At 71.7% G+C, this 22007-nt stretch carries 20 protein-coding genes and 1 pseudogene; 10 read left to right on the top strand and 11 right to left on the bottom strand.

From position 1 onward, the window contains the following. Nucleotides 1–6: 6 nt before the first annotated feature. The 3 genes from ACFHWU_RS15980 to ACFHWU_RS15970 are packed head-to-tail and all read left to right on the top strand — an operon-like array spanning nt 7 to nt 3292. Nucleotides 7–978, top strand: coding sequence for a decaprenyl-phosphate phosphoribosyltransferase (locus tag ACFHWU_RS15980; RefSeq protein ID WP_416557510.1), 972 nt, complete (start codon nt 7–9; stop codon nt 976–978). 56 nt (nt 979–1034) lie between these two features. Then, a complete protein-coding gene (locus ACFHWU_RS15975; RefSeq protein ID WP_416590909.1) occupies nt 1035–2081 on the top strand; it encodes a glycosyltransferase family 2 protein in 1047 nt (348 codons plus the stop codon). Continuing rightward, nucleotides 2078–3292: an endonuclease/exonuclease/phosphatase family protein gene (locus tag ACFHWU_RS15970; RefSeq protein ID WP_416590908.1), complete on the top strand. Its 1215-nt coding sequence runs from the start codon at nt 2078–2080 to the stop codon at nt 3290–3292. The genes ACFHWU_RS15975 and ACFHWU_RS15970 overlap by 4 nt, the downstream gene beginning before the upstream one ends. A 210-nt stretch (nt 3293–3502) precedes the next feature. On the opposite strand, the pseudogene ACFHWU_RS15965 reads toward ACFHWU_RS15970, so the two are convergent. Then, nucleotides 3503–3937, bottom strand: a pseudogene (locus ACFHWU_RS15965) (tetratricopeptide repeat protein); the annotation flags it as partial. Between the two features lie 98 nt (nt 3938–4035). On the opposite strand from ACFHWU_RS15965, the gene ACFHWU_RS15960 reads away from it, so the two are divergent. Beyond that, a complete protein-coding gene (locus ACFHWU_RS15960; protein ID WP_416557371.1) occupies nt 4036–4179 on the top strand; it encodes a hypothetical protein in 144 nt (47 codons plus the stop codon). Between the two features lie 32 nt (nt 4180–4211). On the opposite strand, the gene ACFHWU_RS15955 is transcribed toward ACFHWU_RS15960, so the two are convergent. Beyond that, a complete protein-coding gene (locus ACFHWU_RS15955; protein WP_416557370.1) occupies nt 4212–4919 on the bottom strand; it encodes a GTP cyclohydrolase II in 708 nt (235 codons plus the stop codon). Nucleotides 4920–5065: 146 nt separating this feature from the next. Here ACFHWU_RS15955 and ACFHWU_RS15950 point away from each other — a divergent pair, with 146 nt between their 5' ends. After that, complete coding sequence (locus ACFHWU_RS15950) at nt 5066–5758, top strand: RibD family protein (RefSeq protein WP_416557369.1); 693 nt, start codon at nt 5066–5068, stop codon at nt 5756–5758. Between the two features lie 35 nt (nt 5759–5793). On the opposite strand, the gene ACFHWU_RS15945 is transcribed toward ACFHWU_RS15950, so the two are convergent. The 5 genes from ACFHWU_RS15945 to ACFHWU_RS15925 form a co-directional block, all read right to left on the bottom strand. Then, complete coding sequence (locus ACFHWU_RS15945) at nt 5794–6813, bottom strand: lysylphosphatidylglycerol synthase transmembrane domain-containing protein (protein WP_416557368.1); 1020 nt, start codon at nt 6811–6813, stop codon at nt 5794–5796. A gap of 146 nt (nt 6814–6959) precedes the next feature. Then, nucleotides 6960–7787, bottom strand: a complete 828-nt coding sequence (locus ACFHWU_RS15940; RefSeq protein ID WP_416590907.1) for a class I SAM-dependent methyltransferase — start codon at nt 7785–7787, stop codon at nt 6960–6962. A 62-nt stretch (nt 7788–7849) separates the two neighbouring features. Further along, complete coding sequence (locus ACFHWU_RS15935) at nt 7850–8926, bottom strand: glycosyltransferase family 4 protein (protein WP_416557373.1); 1077 nt, start codon at nt 8924–8926, stop codon at nt 7850–7852. Continuing rightward, nucleotides 8923–9321: a 6-pyruvoyl trahydropterin synthase family protein gene (locus ACFHWU_RS15930; protein WP_416557366.1), complete on the bottom strand. Its 399-nt coding sequence runs from the start codon at nt 9319–9321 to the stop codon at nt 8923–8925. The genes ACFHWU_RS15935 and ACFHWU_RS15930 overlap by 4 nt, the downstream gene beginning before the upstream one ends. A 3-nt stretch (nt 9322–9324) precedes the next feature. Further along, the gene (locus ACFHWU_RS15925) at nt 9325–10308 is read right to left on the bottom strand and encodes a zinc-dependent alcohol dehydrogenase (RefSeq protein WP_416557365.1); all 984 of its coding nucleotides are present in this window, start codon (nt 10306–10308) and stop codon (nt 9325–9327) included. Between the two features lie 247 nt (nt 10309–10555). Between ACFHWU_RS15925 and ACFHWU_RS15920 the strand changes: the two genes are divergently transcribed. After that, on the top strand, nt 10556–10789 hold the full coding sequence (locus ACFHWU_RS15920) for a TM2 domain-containing protein (protein WP_416557364.1): 234 nt from the start codon (nt 10556–10558) through the stop codon (nt 10787–10789). Between the two features lie 54 nt (nt 10790–10843). Here the strand turns inward: ACFHWU_RS15920 and ACFHWU_RS15915 are convergent, their stop codons facing one another. Beyond that, nucleotides 10844–15643, bottom strand: a complete 4800-nt coding sequence (locus ACFHWU_RS15915; protein WP_416569225.1) for a family 43 glycosylhydrolase — start codon at nt 15641–15643, stop codon at nt 10844–10846. Between the two features lie 220 nt (nt 15644–15863). Between ACFHWU_RS15915 and ACFHWU_RS15910 the strand changes: the two genes are divergently transcribed. Genes ACFHWU_RS15910 through ACFHWU_RS15900 form a run of 3 tightly spaced genes read left to right on the top strand, consistent with a single transcriptional unit; the run spans nt 15864 to nt 18659 of the window. Then, complete coding sequence (locus tag ACFHWU_RS15910) at nt 15864–17384, top strand: hypothetical protein (RefSeq protein ID WP_416590906.1); 1521 nt, start codon at nt 15864–15866, stop codon at nt 17382–17384. Between the two features lie 45 nt (nt 17385–17429). Then, nucleotides 17430–17903 (top strand): DUF4878 domain-containing protein, encoded by a 474-nt coding sequence (locus ACFHWU_RS15905; RefSeq protein WP_416557361.1) that lies wholly within the window; start codon nt 17430–17432, stop codon nt 17901–17903. A gap of 42 nt (nt 17904–17945) precedes the next feature. Continuing rightward, nucleotides 17946–18659, top strand: coding sequence for a 4'-phosphopantetheinyl transferase family protein (locus ACFHWU_RS15900; RefSeq protein ID WP_416557360.1), 714 nt, complete (start codon nt 17946–17948; stop codon nt 18657–18659). Here the strand turns inward: ACFHWU_RS15900 and ACFHWU_RS15895 are convergent. Next, nucleotides 18631–19230 carry a DUF1707 SHOCT-like domain-containing protein gene (locus tag ACFHWU_RS15895; RefSeq protein ID WP_416569222.1) on the bottom strand — a complete coding sequence of 200 codons (600 nt, stop codon included), beginning with the start codon at nt 19228–19230 and terminating at the stop codon, nt 18631–18633. The two genes, ACFHWU_RS15900 and ACFHWU_RS15895, sit on opposite strands and share 29 nt — an antisense overlap. Continuing rightward, nucleotides 19227–19766, bottom strand: coding sequence for an NUDIX domain-containing protein (locus ACFHWU_RS15890; RefSeq protein ID WP_416590905.1), 540 nt, complete (start codon nt 19764–19766; stop codon nt 19227–19229). Before ACFHWU_RS15890 ends, ACFHWU_RS15895 begins: the two co-directional genes overlap by 4 nt. 184 nt (nt 19767–19950) lie before the next feature. Between ACFHWU_RS15890 and ACFHWU_RS15885 the strand changes: the two genes are divergently transcribed. Then, nucleotides 19951–20877 (top strand): acetamidase/formamidase family protein, encoded by a 927-nt coding sequence (locus ACFHWU_RS15885; protein ID WP_416590904.1) that lies wholly within the window; start codon nt 19951–19953, stop codon nt 20875–20877. Nucleotides 20878–20891: 14 nt separating this feature from the next. Here ACFHWU_RS15885 and ACFHWU_RS15880 read toward each other — a convergent pair whose 3' ends face one another. Next, nucleotides 20892–21947 carry an acyltransferase family protein gene (locus tag ACFHWU_RS15880; protein WP_416590903.1) on the bottom strand — a complete coding sequence of 352 codons (1056 nt, stop codon included), beginning with the start codon at nt 21945–21947 and terminating at the stop codon, nt 20892–20894. Nucleotides 21948–22007 lie beyond the last annotated feature (60 nt).

Here is a 22007-nt window from a genome sequence, read left to right as displayed (position 1 = left end):
CTCGTCGTGACCATCGCCATCGACCAGCCCGTCGGCCCCGGCCCGACCCCACCGTCGCCCGGGGCCAGCCGGCCCGGCCTGCTGACCGACCTGATCACCCTGATCCGTCCGCACCAGTGGGCGAAGAACCTGCTGGTGGTTCCGCTCGCCCTGATCGACGCACCGGCGTTGGGGCCGGGACCGCTGGCCCGGGTCGGCTGGGCGGTCGTGCTGTTCACCCTCGCCTCGTCCATGGTGTACGTGGGCAACGACGTCCACGACCGGCACCGGGACCGGGCCCACCCCACCAAACGCCGCCGGCCGATCGCCGCCGGTCGGATCAGCGTCCCGGTGGCGTACGCCGTCGGCGTGGCCCTGGCGCTGCTGCTGGCCGCCGCGGTGCTGCTCGGGCCGGCCGTCGCCTGGTGGCCGATCGCCGGCTACCTGGTCCTCAACCTGGCCTACAGCCGTGGCCTGAAGCACCTGCCACTGGTCGACGTGTGCGTGGTCGCGGTCGGCTTCGTGCTGCGGGTCGTCCAAGGCCACCTGGCTGTCGGCGCACCGGTCGGCCGGTGGCTGCTGGTCGCGGTCTTCGCCCTGTGCCTGCTATTCATCCTCGGCAAGCGGCGGCACGAGGTGACCGTCTCCGGCAGCGACCACCGGCCGTCGCTACGCGGGTACTCGGTCCGGTACCTGGACCATCTGATCGTCTTCTGCGCGGTGCTGGCCGTGGTCGCCTTCCTCTTCTCCCTGCAGGAGACGGTGGCCGACCCGTACACCGATCTGGCCCTGCTCGGTTCGGTGCCGTTCGCGTTCTTCGCTGTCGCCCGCTACCTGCAGGTCCTGGTGGTGGACGGGCGTGGCGGGGAACCGACCCGGATCCTGCTGCGTGACCGGGTCATGGTCGTCAACGCCCTGCTGTGGGGCGTGCTGCTGGCCGGCACGCTGCTCGCCGCGCACTACGCCGTGCCGCTCGATCTCACCGCCCGGCTGCGCTGACCGACGGCCGGCCCCACCCTCAGCCGACTACCGCCCCAACCCGACAAGGAGCAGCAATGGCCGACCCGCTCGTGTCCGTCATCATCCCGAACTACAACTACGGCAACTCCATCGGCCAGTGCGTCGACGCGGCACTGGACCAGACGTACCGCCCGATCGAGATCATCGTGGTCGACGACCACAGCACCGACGACTCGCTGGCGATCGCCCGGCAGCGGGCCGTCACGGTGTTGCGGACCGCCCGCAACAGCGGCGTCGCGGTGGCCCGCAACATGGGGGCCGCCGCGGCCCGGGGCGAGATCCTGTTCTTCGTCGACTCGGACGTGGCGCTGCGGCCGGACGCGATCGAGACGGCGGTCGCCGAACTGCGCGCGCATCCCGAGTACGGTGCGGTCTGCGGCATCTACGAAGACGAGCCACTGATCCGCGACAGCGTGGTGGAGCAGTGCCGGGTGCTGCAGGCGTACTGCTGGCGGATGGCCTCGCTCGGCGAGGTCAGTTTCCTGTTCTCGTCGCTTACCGCGATCCCCCGGCGGGTGTTCGACGAGATCGGTCCGTTCAATCCCCGGCTGCGCCAAACCGAGGAGGTCGACTACGGGCAGCGGATGTCCACCCGCTACCAGATCCGGGTCACCGACGCAGTCCGGGGCCGGCACGACGACGACGACAAGCTGCTGCCGCTGATGCGCAAGCTGTTCCGCCGGGCGCGGCTGCGGGTGCCGTTGTTCGCCCGGCGCCGGCGCTTCGCCAAGGGCTTCGAGAGCGCCTCGCGTTCGCTCGCCGCGCTCGCCGCGCTCGGTGTGCTGGCCAGTCTGCCACTGGTCGTGCTGAGCCCATGGGCGTCGCTGGCCACCGGGGCGCTGCTCGCGGTGATGCTCGCCGGTGACGCCGCGATGTACCGCTACGTGCTGCGTCGGCGCGGCCCGGGCTTCCTGGCGGTTTTCACCGCCGTCGCGTTCGCGACCAACGTGGCCATCTCTACCGGCATCGCGGTCGGTGCCTTGCAGTGGCTGGTGTCCGGCCGGTTCCGCCGGCTGTACGACGCTCAGTGGCCGTCCACCGCCGTGCCGGCCGCCCCGACGGTGACCCGGGCGCCGGCATGAGCCACCTGATCACCGCCGCTGGCGGCGCGGCCCGGACCGCCGCGCCGCCAGCGGCGCCAGGGGTGCCAGGGGTGCCAGGAGACGGACCGGCCGGCGGTACGGCGGACCGCGGCCCCGGCGGCCCCCGGCATCGAGGTTGGCCACCGCGTACCCGGCTGGTGTTCGCCCCCGTCGCCGGCTGGAGCCTGTTCCTCGCGGTGTTCCTGACGCTCACCGGAACGCAGTGGTGGTGGCGTCCGTTCGAGCTGATGCCGCCGCTGCTGTTCGTCGCGGTGCCGTTGCTGCTGGCCCCACTGACGCTGCTGGCCCGCCCGGTCCGTGCCCGGCTCGCCCTGGTGCTCGTCGGTTGCCTGGTGCTCGGTACCGACCTGGCCGGGCTGAACGTGCATGCCCTGCCGGGCGGGCGCACCGCCGCACCCGCCCCCGCCGACGCGGTTCGGGTGTTCGCCTGGAACACCGAGTACTGGCACGACGGCGACGACCCGGAGCGGTTCTACGCCTACCTGGCCGACCAGCGGGCCGACGTCTACCTGCTCAGCGAGCACGTCGGCTGGGATCTCGCCGGGCACCGGCCGGTCCGCGTCGACTACCGTGCCGAACTGCGCGAACGGTTCCCCGGCTACCAGATCGTCGCGGTCGGCGAGCTGCTGACGATGTCCCGGTACCCGGTGGTACGTCACCACGGGCTGGACGCCACGCCGTACCTGACCGACCCAGGGCTCGGCGGTCCGCCCCCCGGCTCCGACTTCCCGGACTACTACCGGTACAAGGTCCTGCGGACCGACCTGCTGGTGGGTGGGACCGTGTTCTCGGCGTACAACGTGCACGTCCCGGTGCAGCTGGACGTCTCGATGGATCCGCGACGGGCCGAGTTCACCGCCTTCATGCGGGCGCAGGAGATCCGTCGGCAGGCCCACTACCGGGCGGTGGCGGCCGACCTCGCCGGCAACCCGGCAGCGGTGCTGCTGGCCGGCGACTTCAACGCGACGTCGGCGATGGGGGAGTTGCGTGCCCTCGGCCGCCGGCTACGGGACGCGTTGCCGGCCAGCCGGGAGATCTACCCGGTCTCCTGGCCGGACGGCGGGACCGTGTTGTGGCGGTTGGACTGGGCGTTCACCGCCGGTCCGGCCCGGGTCCACGACTACCGGATGGTGCCGGGCTGGGGGATGAGCGACCACCGGGGACAGCTCGTCACCGTCTCGGTGAGCTGAGCGGATGCCACCTAGCCGGCGATGCCGGCCGCGGCCAGCTGGCCGTCCACCTCGGTCGTACGGGCGACCATGCCGCACCGCTCGGACAACCGGCGCGCTTCGCCGACCAGCCTGCCGGCCGCGTCCCGGTCCCTGCGGGCGAGCTCGGCGCGACCCAGCGCGCACCGAGGATCGAAGCCCGGGCGTCGCCGAGCGTAGGGCGACGGTGACGGCCTGCTGGAAGGGCCGGATCGCCGGCTGCGGGCGGCCGGCGAGCAGGTGCGTGTTGCCCAGCGCGCTCAGCGCGTACGGTGCGATCCGGCGGTCCGGGCAGCGGTCGACCACCGCCACGGCACGAGTGAGGGTGCGTAGGGCTTCGTCGAACCGGCCGGTGTCGCGTTGTAACTCGCCGAGGCCACGCAGACAGCGGGTCTCGCTGGCCCGGTGGCCCGCCGCACAGGCCAGCGCGAGTCCCCGCCGGTAGTGCTCTTCGGCCTGCGAATGCCGGCTGTCCAGCCAGTGCAGGTCACCTAGTGCGCGTAGCGTCCGTGCCTGCAGACCGATGTCGCGAATTCGTTCGGCCAGCTCGCGGGCACGATCCAGATGGTCCCGGGCTTCGGCGGTAAGACCCCGGTCGAGCCCGAGCGGTCCGGTTCGGCGATGCACAGCCTCGCCGGCCGTGGCGGCGGAGCGATCGAGGCACCGACGCTGGTCAACCGGGGCGGTTACTACCGCTACTACTACCTGTACGTCTCCGTCGACCGGTGCTGTCAGGGCGCGGCCAGACGGTACTTGCCGACAGCGACGGCGACTACCTCGCCTACCACTACTACGCGAACAACGGTGCCGCGTTGCTCGGCATCAACCGGATCGGCTACGACGCGGCTGGCTGGCCCTACCTGTGCTGACCGCCCAGCCCACGAGTGTCGGGTCGGCTCAGTCAGTCGGTCACCGACAGATCGATGGTGTGCGCGGCGTGGTTCGCCTTGGCGGCCAGGTAGCGGACGTTCGCGGCGGAGACGTGCACGCCGGTGGGGACCTGCTCGGTCACCGTGACGCCGAGCCGGGTGAGCTGCGCCGCCTTGTCCGGATTGTTGCTGAGCAGGGCCACCCGGTGCACGCCGAGCGCGAGCAGCATCTGCGCCGCGACCGTGTAGTCGCGTTCGTCCTCGCCCCGGCCCAGCGCCACGTTCGCCTCGAACGTGTCCAGCCCGGCGTCCTGCAGCGCGTAGGCGTCGAGCTTGGCGTACAGCCCGATGCCCCGACCTTCCTGCCGCAGATAGAGCAGGAAGCCGCCGTGAGCGGCGATCCGCTCCACCGCCTCCCGCAGTTGCGGGCCGCAGTCACACCGCTGACTGCCGAACACGTCGCCGGTCAGGCACTCGCTGTGCGGGCGTACCAGTGGCGGGTCGCCGCCGTCGGTGGCCTGGTCCAACGCCCGGTCCCAGTCGCCCAGGCCCAGCGCCACGTGCTCGCGCTGGTCGGTCAGACCGTCGAAGGTGAAGACCCGGGCACTGGCGATGTAGCCGTCGGCGAACCGCAGCGGCACCGTCACCTGCCGGCGGACCGTCGCCGTCGGCGCGGGACCCGTCCCGTTGGTGGCGGCGCGCTTACCGTTGACTGGAGCGTGGGGCGGCGGTTCAAGCATCGTGCGTCCTATCGGTGATGTGCTGCGCAGAGCGTCGGCACCGGTCCGGCCGGCACCGACACTCGAGCCGTACGGGAGAATGTGTGCCGGCCTCGCATGCAGGCTATCTTCCGGTCGTCAAGCCGGTCGTCAAGGAGGTGCCATCAGTGGTTGAGCGACCCTACGTCCTGCTCAGCTGCGGCATGTCGATCGACGGGTATCTGGACAACGCGAGCGGGCGGCGCCTGCTGCTGTCCAACGACGCCGACTTCGACCGGGTCGACGCGGTACGTGCCGACTGCGACGCGATCCTGGTCGGGGCCGGCACAGTGCGCCGCGACGACCCTCGGTTGCTGGTCCGGTCGGCGGACCGTCGGCGTCGGCGGGTGGCCGCCGGCCACCCACCCACCCCGATGAAGGTCACCGTCACCGGCAGCGCCGACCTCGACCCGCAGGCGCGGTTCTTCACGGTCGGCGACGTCGACAAGGTCGTGTACTGCGCCACGGCGAGCCTGGGCAGCGCCCGCAGCCGGCTCGCCGGGCTCGCCACCGTCGTCGACTGCGGTGACCCGGTCGACCTGCGACGGGTCGTCGGTGACCTGCACGTCCGGGGCGTCGGCCGGTTGATGGTCGAAGGCGGCGGACGGGTGCACACCCAGTTCCTCACCGCCGGCCTGGCCGACGAACTGCACCTGGTGGTCGCCCCGATCTTCGTCGGCGACTCCCGGGCACCCCGGTTCGTCGGCGACGGCAGCTTCCCGTGGCACGCCGACCGGCGGGCGACGCTGGTCGAGGTCCGCCAGATCGGCGACGTGGCCCTGCTGCGCTACGCCCTGTCGTCCCGGTTCGGCGAGCAGTAGCCGACCAGCCCGTCCCGCCGTCACGTTGCTGGCCGTCACGTTGCTGGCCGTGGTCGCAGTCGCAGCCGCAGCAGCAGCGGCGGCCGCTGCCGGACCGCCGGCAGCCGACGCACCCAGCGGACCGCCAGCACACCGGCACCCGGCAGGCTCGCCGTCAACGCCAGCAGGCCGTACACCACCGCGACGGTCAACCCGAGGCCCGCGCCGAGCCCGGCCGCACCGAACGCCCACGCGGTCACCCCTTCCCGCGGTCCCCAGCCGCCGACGTTCAACGGCACCGCCATCGCCAACAACGCCAGCACCATCAACGGTGCCAGCTGGTGTAGCGGCGCCGTCGACCCGGCGGCGCGGGCGGCGACCAGGAAGGTGGCCAGGTGACCGGCCAGCGCGGCTACCGACAGCAACGCCACCCCCGGCCAGGTCCGTCGGGCCAGCAGACCGCTGCGCAGGTCGGCGACGGTCCGCCCGACCGCGCGGGTCCACCAGGATCCGCCCGGCCCGGCGGCTGCCGTTCGACGAACCCGTGGCCGACGGCGGCGTACCGCCACGAACAGCGCCACCACCAGCGCGGCCGCCGCGACCATGGCCGCCGCGACCTGAGCCGCAGTGACCAGCCGCGCGGGTGCCGGCACCGGCAGCGTCAGCAGCACACCCGCAGCGACCGCGAACAGCACCAGCTGACCGGCGGTCCGTTCCAGCACCACCGCGCGTACTCCCCGGCCCACGTCGGCCACCTCCCGGCCGTGCCGGACCGCGCGATGCACGTCACCCAGCACCCCACCGGGCAGCGCGGCGTTGAGGAAAATCGCCCGGTAGTAGTCGGCGACCGCCCCGGCCAGCGGCAGCGCCAGCCCCATCCCCCGGGCGACCAGGCACCATCGCCAAGCGCTGCAGACCGTGGTCAGCAGCCCGATCCCGACCGCCAGCAGTAGCACCCGCGCGTCGATCACCCGCATTCCGTCGAGGAACGCGTTGGTGCCGAGCCGGCAGGCCAGCAGCCCCAGGATGGTCACCCCACCGGTCAGTCGTAGCCAGGCCCAAGCCTTGCCCTTCACTGTGCGTCACGGCCGGTGCCGGCCGTGCGCAACGGGCTCTCCGCCCTGTGCATTACGTGCCCCCCTCGATGAGCCTCCGCCGACAGATACGCGACGGTGCCGCCTCCGGTTCATCTGCCCGGCACCGGAAGTACGCCGTGCAGACCTCAGCTGGGCACGACCAATATGTCCCGGTGTTCCACGGTGACCCCCAGCTCACCGGCGGCGGCAGCGGCGAGCCGGCGGCGCCGGTAGCCCCCTGGCCGGGCGGCCAGCTCCGGCCGCTGTTCGTACGCCGCCGCGATCCAGCCGCCCAGCCATCGTTCGGTCAGCTTGGCCCGCTCGGGGCCGAGCAGCCACGGACTGGGCCGCACCAGCACGGTGGCCCCGTGCCGGGTGAACGCCTCGGTCGCCGCCTCCACCGCCGACGGGCCGAGTAGCGGACGACCTGCGGTGCGCCGCCGCTGATGGTCGTTGAACGCGGCCGTCAGCTCACCGTCGAGCGGGTCGGCGGGATCGAACCATACCTCACCGACCACGGTCAGGGTCAGCAACGCCGGACAGGCGACCGCCCGGACGGTTGCCGCTAGCCGGTCCACCTCGTCGGCGGTGAGCAGGTCCAACAGGGCCGACGCGGTGACCAGGTCGGCGCCGGCGAGGTCGTCGACGGTGAGCGCGGTGAGGTCGTCGCGGCGTACCGTCGCGGTGACCGGTGCGCCGTCGGACGCCGCCGGGGCCATCCGGGCCTCGGCATGGCGCAGCAGTTCGCGGTCGCGGTCGTGCAGCACCCAGTGCTGGGCACCGGGCAGCTGCGGGGCCAGCCACCGGCCCATCGACCCGGTGCCGCAGCCGAGGTCGTGTATCTCGGTGCGGGCGGCGCCGGTCAGTAGCCGGCGTACCTCGGCGACCAGTTCCGCCGAGCGCGCCTGCGCGTCTGCGGGCTCCCGCAGCCCCAACCACGCCGGGCTGTACCCGGCCGACTCGATCGTCTCCATGAAGTCTCCCTCTGCTGGTTGGCGACGCCGTTACCGGGGTGGGGCTGGGTGGGGCGCCGCCGTCAGCGCCGACTCAGTTCGTGTAGTACCGCACCAACTGCGGCGGCAGTGTCCGCCCAGCCGGGCAGCCCGGCCCGGCGCGCGACGGCGGCCGCCCGCAACCGCTCCCGCTCGCCGCCGTCGGTCAGCCAGCGGCGTACCGCCGCACCGAGCGCCGCCGGGTCGGCGGGCGGCACCAGCCGGCCCGGTCGCTCACCAGCGTAGGTGCGACCCAGTGCCTGCGGCACCCCGCCGACGTCACTGGCCAGCACCGGGATGCCGCAGGCCAGCGCCTCGGTGACCACCATGCCGTACGTCTCGGCGTGCGACGGCAGGATCAGCAGATCGGCGTCGGCGTAGGTGCCGGCCAACGTCGCCGCCGCGCGGGGCCCGGCCAGCGTGACACGGTCCCCTATCCGGTGGTACGCGATCCGCTGCCGGACCCGGTCGACGTACGCGGCGGCGGTCAGCGCTCCCACGCAGAGACATTCCCAGTCCAGGTCGGCGACGGTGGCGAGCGCCTCGACGAGCACGTCGTGGCCTTTACGGGGGGTGACCGACGCGACGCAGAGCAGCCGTCGGCCGGTCGGGTCCCGGTTCGCCAGGGGCGCCGGTGGGACGCCCGGCACCGCCACCCGGATCCGGTCGGCGGCCAGGCCGTGGCGGGCGGCGAGTTGGCGGGCCGTCGCGTCGCTGGTGGCGATCACCGCGGCCGCCGCGCTGAGCGCCGCGCGTTCGGCCAGGTCCAGCTCGGCAGCCTCAGCCGGGTCCAGCCCGGTCTCGTCGGCGAGCGGCAGGTGAACCAGCACGGCCAGCCGCAGCCGGTCGGCGTGCGGTCCGATCACCTCCGGCACCCCACAGGCGACCAGGCCGTCGATCAGCATCACCGTGCCGTCGGCCAGGGTGGCGAGGAGGTCAGCGAGCGCGGCCCGGCTGGTCCGGTCCGGGCACGGCCAGTCACCGGGGACAGCGATCTCGCGCACCGGCCATCCGGCCGCGGCCAGACCGGTGCAGACCTGCCGGTCGTAGACATTGCCGCCGCTGGGGGCGGTCGGATCGTCCACGTTGCCGGGCAGCACCACGACGATCATCGACGTCAGAGCGCCCGCTCGTAGCTCGCCCAGGCGATGTGCGACTCGTGCAGGGTGACGCCGATCCCGGTCAGACCACGGGCACCGGCACCGAGATCGCCCGCGTGCACCCGGTCGGCCAGCCGGTCGGCGATCAACTTGGCCAGCCATTCGGTGGAGGTGTTGATCCCGGCGAACGCCGGCTCGTCGTCGAGGTTGCGGTAGTTCAACTCGGCCAGTACGGCCTTGAGCTGCTCGGTGGCCAGACCGATGTCGACGACGATGTTGTCGCTGTCGAGGTCGATGCGCTTGAAGGTGGCGTCAACGACGAAGGTGGCCCCGTGCAGCCGTTGCGCCGGGCCGAACACGTCACCGGTGAAGCTGTGGGCGACCATAATGTGGTCACGTACGGTGACGCTAAACATTTCTCATCCTCCAGTCGGGTAACGGATCACGTGGCACAAGGCCGGCAACTCGCCGGCGGCCAGCCGGGGCAGCACTCCGGGCAGGTCGGTGAAGTCGCTCTCGCCGGTCAGCAGCGTGTCGAACCTCTCGTCGGCGAGCAGGTCCAGGGCGAGAGCCAGCCGGCCGGCGTACCCGCGCCGCTCGCGCCGGGCCGGGGCTACCCGGCCGACCTGGCTGCTGCGCACGGTCAACCGGCGGGCGTGGAAGTGCTCGCCGAGCGGCACGGTGACCGGGCGATCGCCGTACCAGCTGAGGTCGACAACCGTGCCCTCGACGGCGAGCAACTCCAGCGACCGGGCCAGCCCGGCCGACGTGGCACTGGCGTGGAACACCAGGTCACATCCGTCGGTGGCGGTGTCCGGGTGGGCGAAGCCGACGCCGAGCGCGGCGGCGGTGGCGGCTCGTGCGGGGTCGATGTCGACCAGTTCGACCCGTACGCCGGGGAACCGGGCGGCGAGCGCGGCGACGGTGGCACCGACCATCCCGGCGCCGACCACGGCGATCCGGTCACCGAGCAGGGGAGCGGCGTCCCACAGAGCGTTGACCGCAGTCTCCACCGTGCCGGCGAGCACCGCCCGGCGGGCCGGCACGCTGTCCGGAACAACGGTGACCGCGTCGACCGGCACGACGTAGCGGGTCTGGTGCGGGTAGAGGCAGAAGACGGTACGGCCGACGAGCTCGTCCGGGCCCTGCTCGACCTGCCCGACGTTGAGGTACCCGTACTTGACCGGGGCGGGGAAGTCGCCGTCCTGGTACGGGGCGCGCATCGCGGCGTACTGGCTGGGTGGTACCTCGCCCCGGAAGACCAGCGTCTCGGTGCCCCGGCTTAGCCCGGTGAACCGGGTCCGCACCAGGACCTCGCCGGATGCGGGCGGTTCGACGTCGGCCGACCGGATCTCCCCGCTGCCGGGGGATCGTAACCAGAACGCTTGATCGCGCAGCGTCATCTACCCGCTCCCCTCGTCTCGTCGGTGCCTCGCCTCGCTGGCCTCGGTAACGATAGCCGGGTGCGGATCATGACAGCTGGTGACCGGCCGCCCTGGTGAGCCCGCGCGCCGGTGGACCAGTCCCCCCGCGCGTCCCGTTCTGCGGTAATCTGCCGTGTCGCTGTCCAGACCGACCGGTCCTGGACGACGAACCACCACATCGGCCACGGGGGACCGCGTGCCGATCGTCTATTTTGGAAGGTATACCATGTCGCAGACCACGGCCGTGCCGGCCACCGGGCAGAAGTCCTGGCTCGTCGCGGTGCTGCTCAGCTTCTTTCTTGGCGGATTCGGGGCGCACCGGTTCTACGTCGGCAAGATCGGTACCGGTGTGCTGATGCTGGTCACCTTCGGCGGACTCGGCCTCTGGGCGTTGATCGACTTCATCGTCATCCTGATCGGCAAGTTCACCGACAAGCAGGGCCAGCCGCTCGCCAAGTGACCGGCGAGGCTTGCGCGCCGGGGCGCCACCCGTACGGGTGGCGCCCCGGCCGCGTCATCGGACGTCGACGACGACCGCCCCGCCGCCGAGCGCGGTTGTGTCGGCGTTGATCCGGCTGTCATAGACCACGGTCCCGGTACCCGCCTCCCGGATCCGGATCCAGAACCGGTCCTTGCCCTGCTTCCGCAGCGCCTCGTCGTTCAACCCGACCATGTACTCGTAGTCGCCTGCGCCGTTGACCGTGCCCCGGCCGTTGAACCGCACCTGCGGGCCGTCCACCACGTACCCCCGGTGGCTGGTCGCGGCGAACTCCCACTCGCCGACGCGCAAGCGCAGCGCAACCGGGCCCGGCCCGGTCGCGTCCGGACCGGCCGTCGCTACGAACCCGAACTCGGCCCGCCCGGCCACCTGCTCGTCGGCGACGTACGCCCCGGCCGGTGAAGTGATCCAGCCGGAGCCGGCGACGTGCCCGCCGTCGGCCCGGTGCACCGCCAGATGGCCGCCGGCCAGGGTGTGCGCGGCATCCCGGTCGTCGATCACCGTGACCGTCGGCCGGTACACACCCGGTTCGGCGTAGCTGTGCGCCGCGACGCAGGCCGACCCGTCGATCACGCCGGCGTCGACGGTGCCGTCGCCCCAGACCACCACGCACCGGTGGGTGTCGTCCGAACCGGAGTCGGTGAACGTCGCCGTGACGCTGACCTCGGTGCCGGCGGCGACCGGCCCGGCCGCACCGGTGACGGCGATCACCGTCGGCGCGGAGTTGACCGGCCGGATCGGCGCGACGCTCTCCAGGGTCGGCACCACCGGGACGATGGAGCCGTCGGGGGCGAACTCCAACCGGTCGATGGTGGTCTCCCGGTGTGTGCCGTCGCCGTCCGGGATGGCGAACCGGTGGTACGCGATGTACCAGTCGTCGGTGCCCGGCACCCGCACCACCGAGTGGTGCCCGGTGCCTTTGATCCCCAACGACAGGTCCTTGCGCAGGATGGTGCCCCGCCGCTCGCTCCACGGCCCGAGCGGCGAGTCGCCGACGGCGTACGCCACCTGGTAGTCCTCGCTGCGGGTGTCGTTCTCCGACCACATGAAGTAGTAGCGGCCGTCCCGCTTGATGACGAACGCGCCCTCGTTGTATCCGGACGGCCGGTGCGAGGTCACCTCGGCCGGGTCGAACGACACCATGTCCTCGTTGAGCTCGACCTGGTAGGCGTTGCCGTTGCCCCAGTACAGGTAGGAGCGTCCGTCGTCGTCGGTGAACACCGCCGGGTCGATCATCTGACCGGGGTACGTCCCGGCCGGCACCAGCGGCTCGCCGAGCGCGTCGCGGAACGGCCCGGTCGGGGAGTCGGCGACCGCGACACCCAGGTGCTTGCCGGTGTCGCCGGTGGCCTTTCCGCCGCTGAAGTAGAAGTACCACTTGCCGTCGCGTTCGGCGATGGTCGGTGCCCAGGCGCTGTTGTCCGCCCAGTCGACGTCGGTCTCCAGATCCAGGATCACCCCGTGGTCGGTCCAGTTGACCAGGTCCGCCGAGGAGAACACCGAGAACTTGGTGCCGCTCCAGCCGGCGAATCCGTCGGTGGTGGCGTAGAGGTAGAACCTGTCGCCGAAGACCGCGATGTTCGGGTCGGCGTACAGTCCGGGCAGCACCGGTGAGCGCATCAGGTGGGCCTCAACGGTCCAGGTCGCGGTGGAGCCGTCGGCGCCGGTGACGGTGTACGTCATCGGTGTGCTCAGGTCCCGTACGGTGCCCGACTCTGGTGCGACGGTGGCGCCGGGGGCGAGGGTGAACTCCGGTGCCAGGGCGGTCAGGTCGGTGTCCGGGTGGACCGGCAGGACGATCCGTCGGGTGTCGGCGTCGACGATGGCGTCCACCTTGAGCTGCGCCACGATGGCACCGGTGATCGCGGCCGGGGCGCCGCCCAGGGCGTACACCTCGTCGGCGGTCAACGCCCGGTTGTAGATCCGGAAATCGTCCACCTCGCCGGCGAAGTACGGGTCAGCGCCGTAAAGCGAGCGGCCGACATATCCGGCATAATCCCGGCTCGGGTCGTGCAGGTCCGACGGGCGGATCGCAACGTCGGTGGCCCGGGCGATCTCGACCCCGTCGAGGTACATCACGGCGGTACGGGTGGTCGAGTCGACGGTGACCGCCAAGTGTTTCCACTCGCCTCCGGTGAACGCTGCCGACGCCCGAAGCTGCTTCTCGGCCTGCCAGCTGCCGGTGGTTATCGCCGAGAACAGCACCCCACCGCCGTTGCGCGGCGTGCTGAACAGGTAGCGGTTACTGTTCGGACCCAGCCCGTAGATCCACTGGTTGGCGGTGCTGGAGGCGTCCCACTTGACCCATGTCGCCACGGTGGTGCTGGAGACACCGGCGTACACCCCATTGGGGATGGTGACGTACGGCGCGGTGGTCGAGCCGCTGGCGCCGCCGCTCATCTTGAACGAACCGCCCTCGACGCCGGTGCCGAACTCCGGGGTCCGCTCGTAGCGGCCGTGCCGGCCCTGCCCGGAGGAGTCGGTGGCGACGGTGCCGCCGGTTTCATCGAACTTGTAGTGCAGCAGCAGCCCGTCGGCCGGTGGCTCCGGCCCCGGGTCAGGCCCGTAGGCGGCGAGCAGCGCGTCGTACTCGGCCTGGGTGACCGGCAGTACAGTGCCGTGGCGTGGGTGCGACGGCAGCGTGTAGTCACTCGACGGTGTCCACTCGCCGGAGGCAAGGTCGGTGGTCTCGAACGGGATGTAGCCGCGTCCGCCGAACTCGTCGATGAACAGGTACCACTTCTCCTCGGTGTTCGACTTGAAGATGGTGGGTCCCTCACCCTGGGACATCGAGCCTTGGCCGATGCAGTCGGTGAGGAAGTCCCATTCGGTGTCGCGCAACGACGTCGCCGTCTCGGCGAGGATGAACTTGCTGCACGGCGTCGACGAGGAGTTGTTGCGCTCGTCCTTGGTGAACCGGTAGTAGACGCCGTCGTGGTCGATCACCGTCGAGTCGATCACCGAGTAGCCGGGATCCACCCACACCTGCGGCTCGGAGAAGGTGTGGAAGTCCCGGGTGGTGGCGTACAGCATCTTGTTGTAGGTGCTCCCGGTGTGGTCCGGGTCGTTGGCCGCGTACAGCTTGGAAGCCCAGAAGACGACGTACGCGCCGATCGACGGGTCGTAGTACGTCTCCGGTGCCCAGGTGTTGCCGGCGGTGTCGGGGGAGACCTGGACCAGGCGCTGGTCGGTCCAGTTGACCAGGTCGGTGGATTCCCACACCATGATCGACTTGCTGCCGTGCCGCTGCGCACCGTCCCAGTTGCCGTTGCCGTGGATCCGCAGGTCGGTAGCGATCTGGTAGAACTTGTCACCCTCCGGGGAGCGGATGATGAACGGGTCGCGCAGCCCTTTTTCGCCGAGCGTCGAGGTGAGCACCGGCCGGCCGTCGTTGAGCTGCTGCCACCGCAGCGGGTCGTTGCCCTGGCTGAGGGCGAAGTAGACCTGTTCGCCGTCGGCGGTGCCCTCACCGGTGAAGTAGCTGAACAGGTAGCCCGTGCGGTCGGCTGGTGCCGGCAGTTCGGGGACGCTGGCGGTGAACTCGCGGGTGGCGCTGGCCGCGTTGCGAGTAACGGTGGCGGTCAGCGTGACAGTGGTGTCGCCGGCTCCGGCTGCCGGTCGGTTGACCACGCCGTCCGTGGCGATCACCGCCGGGTTGTCCGACGCCCAGGTCACTGTCGTGCCGTCGGCGCCTGCCGTGGGCAGGGTCAGGTTGCCGCGCACGTCGTCAACGTTGTGCACGGTCAGCGCCGTGGCGGCGTCGGCGACGATCTGCGCGTCGTCGAACTCGGCCAGTACGGTCACCTCGAAGGTCCTGGTATCGGTGGCGGTGCCCCGGCTCAGGGTGGCGGTGAGCGTGGCCTGCGCGTCGGGCTGGCCAACGGCCGGTCGGGTCACCGTACCGTCGGTGGCGACCACCGCCGGGTCGCTGGACGTCCAGTCGATGGCCGAGCCGCCCGGCCCGGTTGCCAGCAGTGGGAGGTCGGCGGTGACCCGGCTGGTGTCGCCGAGGTCCAGCTCGGCCGCGTCGTGGGCGACGACCGCGGCCGCCGCGCGTGCACCGAGCTGGGCAGCTTCGTCGGCGGTGACCGCCCGGTCGTAGATGCGGAAGTCACGCACCCGACCGGCGAGGTAGCGGTCGCCGGTGTAGACCGAACGCCCGATGTAGTTTGCGGTGGTGGTGCCGCCGCCGATCGACCCGGGGGTGATGGTGACCGCGGTGTTGCGGCCGACCTCGACCCCGTCCTCGTAGAGCACTCCGGTGGTGCCGGACTGGGTGTAGGTGAGGTGCTTCCAGACCCCGCGGGCGAGGTTGCGGGTCGGGTTCGGCCGGGTGTTCTGCTCGGTGGACCAGTTGCCGCTGGCGATCGCGGCGCGGAACTGGTCGCCGGTGGCGAACAGGTAGCCGTCGCCGGTGCCGCCGCTGGTGTTGCCTATCCCGAAGATGAAGTAGGGGGTGGCCTGCGCCGGGTCGATGAGCACGTCCATCGTCACGGTGACCGAGTCCAGGTCGCGTAGAACGTCGTCGGGCAGATCCACGTACGTGTCGGTGCCGTTGAGGCCGAGTCCTTCTTCACCGGACCAGTCGGCGGTGCCGTGCACGGTGCCGTGCCGGTCGTTGCCTGAGGCGTCGGTGGCGACGGTCCCGGCGGTGGCATCCAGTTCGTACCAGAGGACAAGTCCGTCGGTCGGTCCGGCGGCGGTGGCGGTGGTCGGGCCGGCGGCCAGCAGGCTGGCGGTGAGGGCGAGGGCGGCGAGTGATGCCAGGGCTGTTCGTCGTGGTCCGGCGGTACGCGGTCGATCCCGCTGCGGCATGACTGTCTCCTCCAGGGAGGTGTCCGATTTCTTGTTTGAGATCCGGTATCAGTTGTTGTTAGCGTTAACAAAAATTGGTGGACAGGAGCCGGGTCGTCGGTTCCGATTCGCTGCCGCGACACGGCTGTTGCGAGAGTGTTAACCGGGTCGTACCTTGTCGTCAAGGGTCGACGACCCGGCTTCCCGCCGCCGGCACCAGCGGACGGTAAGGTCGCGCGGCATGAGAACGGTCTACACGACAGCCGACTCCGACACCTTCCACCCGGCCCGACAGCGGCTGGTCGGCCAGGTCGGGAAGTGGGCGCGTCGGCAGGGGCGTGCCGGGCTCGACCCATTTGTGATCGAGACGCTGCTGGAGCACCGGTGGAGCCACGGCGACGGTCTGTTCGGACGGTGGCACCCCGACGACCTCACCGCCGCCCTGCTCGACTGGTTCCCCCGACAGGTCACCATGCACCCGGACGACTGGGACGCCGTCGTGCCGAGCGTACGGGGATTCGTCGACTTCCTGTTCGACGAAGGGCTCGCCGACCGGCACTGCGCCGACCGGGACCTGCTGCACAGGACGCTCGACGAGCTGACCGGACCGGTCGCCGAGGCGCTGGCCGACGAGCGGCGCTACGGCCCGGCGAAGTACTGGGCCACCCGGATGATGCGCGACGGCGTCGACCCGACAGACAACGCGGCCGCCCAGGCGTTCATCGCCGACGTGCACGCCGGCCGGATCCCCGTCGACCGGGACCTGCTCAACCAGATCATGGCCAACCACCTGGCCGCGTCCGACCGCGCCCAACGCCCACCGACCCTGCCACTGGTGGTCGTCCCGGACGACGCCGAGCTGCGCACGGCGGCCGAATCGTCGACGATCCTGCACCAGGTCCGGCAGTTGGTGACCTGGATGGGCCAGGGCCGTACCCTGACCCCGAACGGCAACCTTCGGCTGGCCGACGCCCGGGAACTGGTCCCGCTGCTCGGCACCGCCGACGTGATCGACCCGGCCATCGGCGACCGGGTGTTCAAGACCCGCAGCAGCGAGGAGCTGTACGGGCTCTCGGTCGTCGTCGCCTGGGCCCGGGCCGCCCGAGTGGTTCGGGTGGTCAAGGGGCGGCTCGTGCCGGTCAAGAGCGCGGCCAAGCTGCTGACCGACCCGCTCGCCCTGGCCCAGCGGCTGTACGCGGCGCTGCCCGAGATCGGGGCGGCCGTGTGCGGCAGCGGCTGGAACGAGTCGTCGATGCGGTGGCGGTTCGACGACGCCGTCGTCATCGCAGCGCTCACCGTCTACTCGTCCGCCGAACCGTTGCCGGTCCCGGCCCTGCGTGAGCTGCTGCACCAGTCGCTGGAGGAGTCGATGCTGGTGCCGAACGGCGGCACCGAGGAGCAGCAGCAGGCGTGGCGACGGCTCGCCCACGACGACGCCGACCGGCTGTTCGCGCGGCTGGCCGATCTCGGCGCGGTCCTGCTCACCGACGACGAGATCAGCCTGACGCCACTCGGCGCCGCGCTGGTCGGGTACCGTCTGCGCGAACAGGGCGTCGTGGTGCCGACCGTGGCTGAGCTGCTGGACGAGACCGCCGAGGTGGTGGTGGCGGTCGCCGCCGACAGCGATCCGGACAGCGCCGAACGACTGCTGACCGCCTGGTGCGCCCACCAGCCGCAGCGCGGTCCCGCTGAGCTGCGGGCGCTCGCCCGGCGTACCGACGACCGGATACACCAGCGTCTCGCCCGGGCCTATGCGGGGTAGCCGTGCCGGGCCGGTAGGTAGCGGGCGGCCTCTAGCATCCGGATCATGAGTTACCAACCACCGGGGCCGTCACCACCGCCACCATCGTCCGCCGGGCCGAGCCGTAGCGGGCGGACGATCGTGATCATCGTCGCGGTCGTGTTCGCCGTCGTCCTACTCTGCTGCGTCGGTGTCGCCGGGGGTGGCTTCTGGCTGTACCGGACCGTGTCGGCGGCCACCGGTCCGGCCCGCGACGCCACCACCGCCCACTTCGACGCGCTGTCCGTCGGTGACTACGCCGGTGCCTACCAACGGCTGTGCCAGGACCGGCGGGACACCCTGTCCGAGACGCAGTACGTCCAGCAGGAGTCCGCCGCCGGACAGATCGCCGGGTACGACATCATCGGTGTCACTGTGTCGACCACCAACGTGCGGACGACCGGCACCGTCACCGTCGAAGTCACCTACGACGGTGGCGCACAGCGGCAGGAGGCCGTCAGACTGGTCGAGGAGAACGGCGAATGGCGGGTCTGCCAGTGACACCCGACCACCTGCCACGACGGTGACGGAGGACGGAGCGGGATGATCGAGGCACTGCTGCCGGCCACGGCGGTCGCCCGCGAGGCGTTCGACGACAACGTCCCGGTCACCCTGTTCCCCGAGGAGTCCGCGGTGCTCGGCAACGCGGTCGACAAGCGCCGTCGTGAGTTCGGCACCGCACGCCGCTGCGCCCATGAAGCCCTCGCCGAGCTGGGCTTCCCCGGCGTACCGGTGCCGTCCGGTGCACGCCGCGAACCCCGCTGGCCGGCCGGGGTGGTCGGCAGTATCACCCACTGCGCCGGCTACCGCGCGGCGGTGGTGGCCCGGTCGGTCGACCTCACCACGGTCGGAATCGATGCCGAACCGCACGAGCCGCTGCCCGCCGGCGTCCTGAACAGCATCACCGTGCCCGACGAACTCACCTGGCTGACCGCCCGCCGGGACAGCCACCCGCAGGTGCACTGGGACCGGCTGCTGTTCTGCGCCAAGGAAGCCGTCTACAAGGCGTGGTACCCGCTGGCGGAACGCTGGCTCGGCTTCGAGCAGGCGTACGTCGAGGCGAACCCCGGCCCCGACGGCACCGTCGCCCCCGGTTCCAGCGGCGCCGCCACCGACGGGGACTTCACCGCCCGGCTGCTGGTGCCCGGCCCAGCGTTGCCCGACGGCACGCCGCTGACCGGGTTCACCGGCCGGTGGCTGGCCCGCAACGGCCTGATCGTCGCCGCGATCAGCGTCCCGGCCGGCCCCGACGCTTGACCGTCACACCGCCCCAGAACGCCAACCCGCTGATGTGGATCCTCGGCCCGCCGGGGCTGCCCATCCCGGCGGCCCGCTGACCAAAGTCGCCCATCACGCCCACCCCGGTGATCGACACCTCGGCGTCATCCGGCACCACGATCTCGATCCCGCCCATGATCGCCCAGGCCTGGATCCGGATCACGTTCGCGTCGAGCTGTGCCTGTCGCAGGTCGAACCGGCCACCGCCCCAGAAGGCGAGCGCCCGCAACCTGCCCGGTGCCACCCACCGGCCCCGGCGGTCGACCCCGCTCATCACCGCGACCGCCCACTGCGACGGCCGCGACGGCTCCAGACCGTGATCGCCCCGCCGGGCGACCGAGTCGGACACCGCACGGGGAATGTCCCGGGTCAGCGGCTCCAACTCCGCGTACGTCCGGGCGGCGTACACCCGACCGAGTCGTTCGTCCAACTCGGGCAGATCGATCCGGCCCTCGGCGGCCGCGGCCCGCAGCACCTCCGCCACCTGCTCGCGGTCGGCGTCCGAGGCCCGCAGCCGGTCAGGGGGCAGGCGGTCAGGAAGGTCGCTCACGCCCACAGCGTACCGAGCGTCGCCGGGTTCGTCGGATCAGTCAGGTAGCGCGCCAGCACCTCGGTGTGCAACGGGAACGCCAACCTGACCGGCTCGGTCACCACCAGCCACTCGGTGGCCTCCTCGGTCGCCACCGACACCGGCAGCGTCTCCGCCGGTCGGGGCGGCAGCACCCCGATGATCAGCAGGCTGGCGCCGTTCGGCACGCTGCGCACGGCGTACAGTCGCACCTGGTCGGACCGCCCGGCCAGCCCGGTCTCCTCGCGCAGCTCGCGGACCACCGCCGTCCGCCAGTCCTCGCCGTACTCGATGAAACCGCCCGGCAGAGCCAGCTCGCCGCGCGCCGGCTCGATGTCGCGGCGCTGCACCACCACCCCGATCCCCTGTGGACTCGTCACCGGCACCAGGGCAACCGCCACCGGCGTCGGGTTGCGCCACACCTGCTGCCCACAGTGGTTACAGGACCGGGGCCAGTCGGCGTCGGCCGGGTAGCGGGCACCGCACGACGAGCAGAACGAGTAGGGCACGCCAGTCACAGCGTCCGACGATACGCCGGTCGCCGGGCCGGGCCCGTTGTCGCCTATCCGACCGCCGCCGGGCACCCGCCGGCCGCGCCCGGTCGGGGATTCTGACCCGCTGGGCCCGGCATCTGGACACCACCAGCGCAGCTACCTGCGCCGGTCGCTGCGCTTGTTAAACCGGCGGCGGTAACCTGCGGCGATGCGGCATACCTTGGAGCCGAACGCCCGGACCCTGCACGGCTACCTCTCACCGGACTATCCACCGGTGCTGACCATCGACCCCGGAGACACGGTCACCTTCCGTACCCTGGACTGCTGGTGGTCGGCCGGACCGTACGCCGGCGGCCCGCACGACCAGCGGCCCCGGCACGCGGCGCACCGGCCGGGGTTCGGCCACGCGTTGGTCGGGCCGGTCGCGGTGCGCGGCGCCCGGCCCGGGACCACCCTGTCGGTACGCGTCGACGAGGTGCTGCCGGCCGATTGGGGCACCACCCTGGCGGGCAGCGCGTTGACCCCGCACAGCGAGCGGTACGGGATCGCCGGCACCGAGACGGTGCACACCTGGCAGCTGGACCCCGCCGCCGGCACCGGACGCAACCAGCTCGGCCACACCGTGACGTTGCGGCCGTTCCTCGGGGTGCTCGGCATGCCACCGGCGCAGCCCGGCGAGCATTCGACCATTGCGCCCCGGCGTTGCGGCGGCAACCTGGACTGCAAGGACCTGGTCGCCGGCAGCACCCTGCTGCTGCCGGTCACCGTCGACGGCGCGCTGTTCTCCGTCGGCGACGGGCACGCCGCCCAGGGCGACGGCGAGATCTGCGGTACGGCGATCGAATGCCCGATGGACCGGGTCCAGCTCACCTTCGATCTGGTCGACGACCGACCGTTGACCGGCCCGATGGCCCGGGTCGACGGCGCCTGGCTGACCCTCGGCCTGGGCGACACTCTCGACGCCGCGGCTGCCGACGCCCTCGACGCGATGATCACCCTGATGTCCCGCCGGCACGGGCTGTCCCGGGGTGACGCGGTCGCCCTGGCCAGCGTCGTCGTCGACGTACGGGTGACGCAGATCGTCAACGGCGTCGTCGGCGTGCACGCCCGGCTCGCCGACGACGCCCTCCGCTGAGGGTGCCAGCCGGCTCAGCTGGGCGGTAGGAGTGATGGGCGGCGGCGGGCGGCGACGTCCTCGACCCAGCCGATAGCCAGCACCACCGCGACCAGCAGCACGGTGCCGACGCCGAGAATGGCCGCCTTGCCGGCGTAGAGTCCGGACAGCGTGAGCAGCCCACCGGCGGCGTACAGCACCGGCAGATGCCAGATGTAGATGGTCACCGCGCGGGCGTTGACCATGCGGATCAGTCGGGCCAGCCACGGCACCTGCGCCAGCCAGTCCAACCGGGGCCGGGCCCGCATCAGCAGCAGCACCACCGCCCAGCCCCACACCAGCGCGCCGAGCCGGTCGTCCTCGCCCCGCTCTGCCAGCCACATCATCGCGACGAGCGCCAGCCCGCCGACGCCGAGCGCGTACCACCGCAGCGGTACCCGGTCGAGCAGCCCGGTGTGCCGGGCGTAACCGATCAGCCAGCAGCTGCCGTACGCGGCCATCGACCAGACCACGTCGGTGACCGGGTTGACCGGTAGGTCGACCAGCGGCGACGTCAGCAGCACGGCGAGTGCGGGCAGGCCCAGCAGCGCGCCGACCGGCCAGCGACGGAACGCCCACCACAGCAGCGGGGAGAGCAGCACCAGCCACAGGTAGGCGCGGATGTACCAGAGTCCGAGGGAAAACGGCCCGCCCCACTCGCTGTTCGGCGGGTTCCGCAGCGGCACCACCCACCAGGTCACGTCCAGCAGGCTGGGCCGCCAGCCGACCAGGACCATCAGCGGTACGGCGACTGCGGCGAGCGCCCACAGCGGTGGCAGCAGCCGGCGCAGCCGCGAGCCGACCACCCGCAGCGGCGTACCTCGGTCCAGGGACACGGCCGTGAGGTAGCCGGCCAGCGCGAACATCACCGGCATCGCCGGGAACGCCAGCGGCAGCCAGGTCAGCCACAGGGTGTGCAGCAGGTAGACCCGCAGGATCGCCAACGCCCGCAGCGCATCGATGTACGGGCTGCGCTCGCGTGTCGGGCGCGGCGAGGCCACCTGGGTAGGCGCCTCCTGCTCGCTGTTGCGCAGGGGCGGGCTGACACGCATGGAGGCCGAAACTATCCGGGGTAGCTGAGTGTTTCCGCAACGTACGGTTGCGGTGCAGCA

The organism is Micromonospora sp. LOL_015 (genome assembly GCF_048060275.1).
GTDB lineage: Bacteria > Actinomycetota > Actinomycetes > Mycobacteriales > Micromonosporaceae > Micromonospora_E.
Note: the sequence above shows the minus strand (reverse complement) of the source record. Positions and strands in the feature narration are given on the sequence as shown.

Coding starts and splice junctions, on each gene's coding strand:
- ACFHWU_RS15925 (WP_416557365.1), bottom strand. CDS start 10,308: ATGACGCTGCGCGATCAAGCGTTCTGGTTACGATCCCCCGGCAGCGGG.
- ACFHWU_RS15910 (WP_416590906.1), top strand. CDS start 15,864: ATGAGAACGGTCTACACGACAGCCGACTCCGACACCTTCCACCCGGCC.
- ACFHWU_RS15900 (WP_416557360.1), top strand. CDS start 17,946: ATGATCGAGGCACTGCTGCCGGCCACGGCGGTCGCCCGCGAGGCGTTC.
- ACFHWU_RS15905 (WP_416557361.1), top strand. CDS start 17,430: ATGAGTTACCAACCACCGGGGCCGTCACCACCGCCACCATCGTCCGCC.
- ACFHWU_RS15885 (WP_416590904.1), top strand. CDS start 19,951: ATGCGGCATACCTTGGAGCCGAACGCCCGGACCCTGCACGGCTACCTC.
- ACFHWU_RS15920 (WP_416557364.1), top strand. CDS start 10,556: ATGTCGCAGACCACGGCCGTGCCGGCCACCGGGCAGAAGTCCTGGCTC.
- ACFHWU_RS15915 (WP_416569225.1), bottom strand. CDS start 15,643: ATGCCGCAGCGGGATCGACCGCGTACCGCCGGACCACGACGAACAGCC.
- ACFHWU_RS15930 (WP_416557366.1), bottom strand. CDS start 9,321: ATGTTTAGCGTCACCGTACGTGACCACATTATGGTCGCCCACAGCTTC.
- ACFHWU_RS15940 (WP_416590907.1), bottom strand. CDS start 7,787: ATGGAGACGATCGAGTCGGCCGGGTACAGCCCGGCGTGGTTGGGGCTG.
- ACFHWU_RS15975 (WP_416590909.1), top strand. CDS start 1,035: ATGGCCGACCCGCTCGTGTCCGTCATCATCCCGAACTACAACTACGGC.
- ACFHWU_RS15955 (WP_416557370.1), bottom strand. CDS start 4,919: ATGCTTGAACCGCCGCCCCACGCTCCAGTCAACGGTAAGCGCGCCGCC.
- ACFHWU_RS15970 (WP_416590908.1), top strand. CDS start 2,078: ATGAGCCACCTGATCACCGCCGCTGGCGGCGCGGCCCGGACCGCCGCG.
- ACFHWU_RS15880 (WP_416590903.1), bottom strand. CDS start 21,947: ATGCGTGTCAGCCCGCCCCTGCGCAACAGCGAGCAGGAGGCGCCTACC.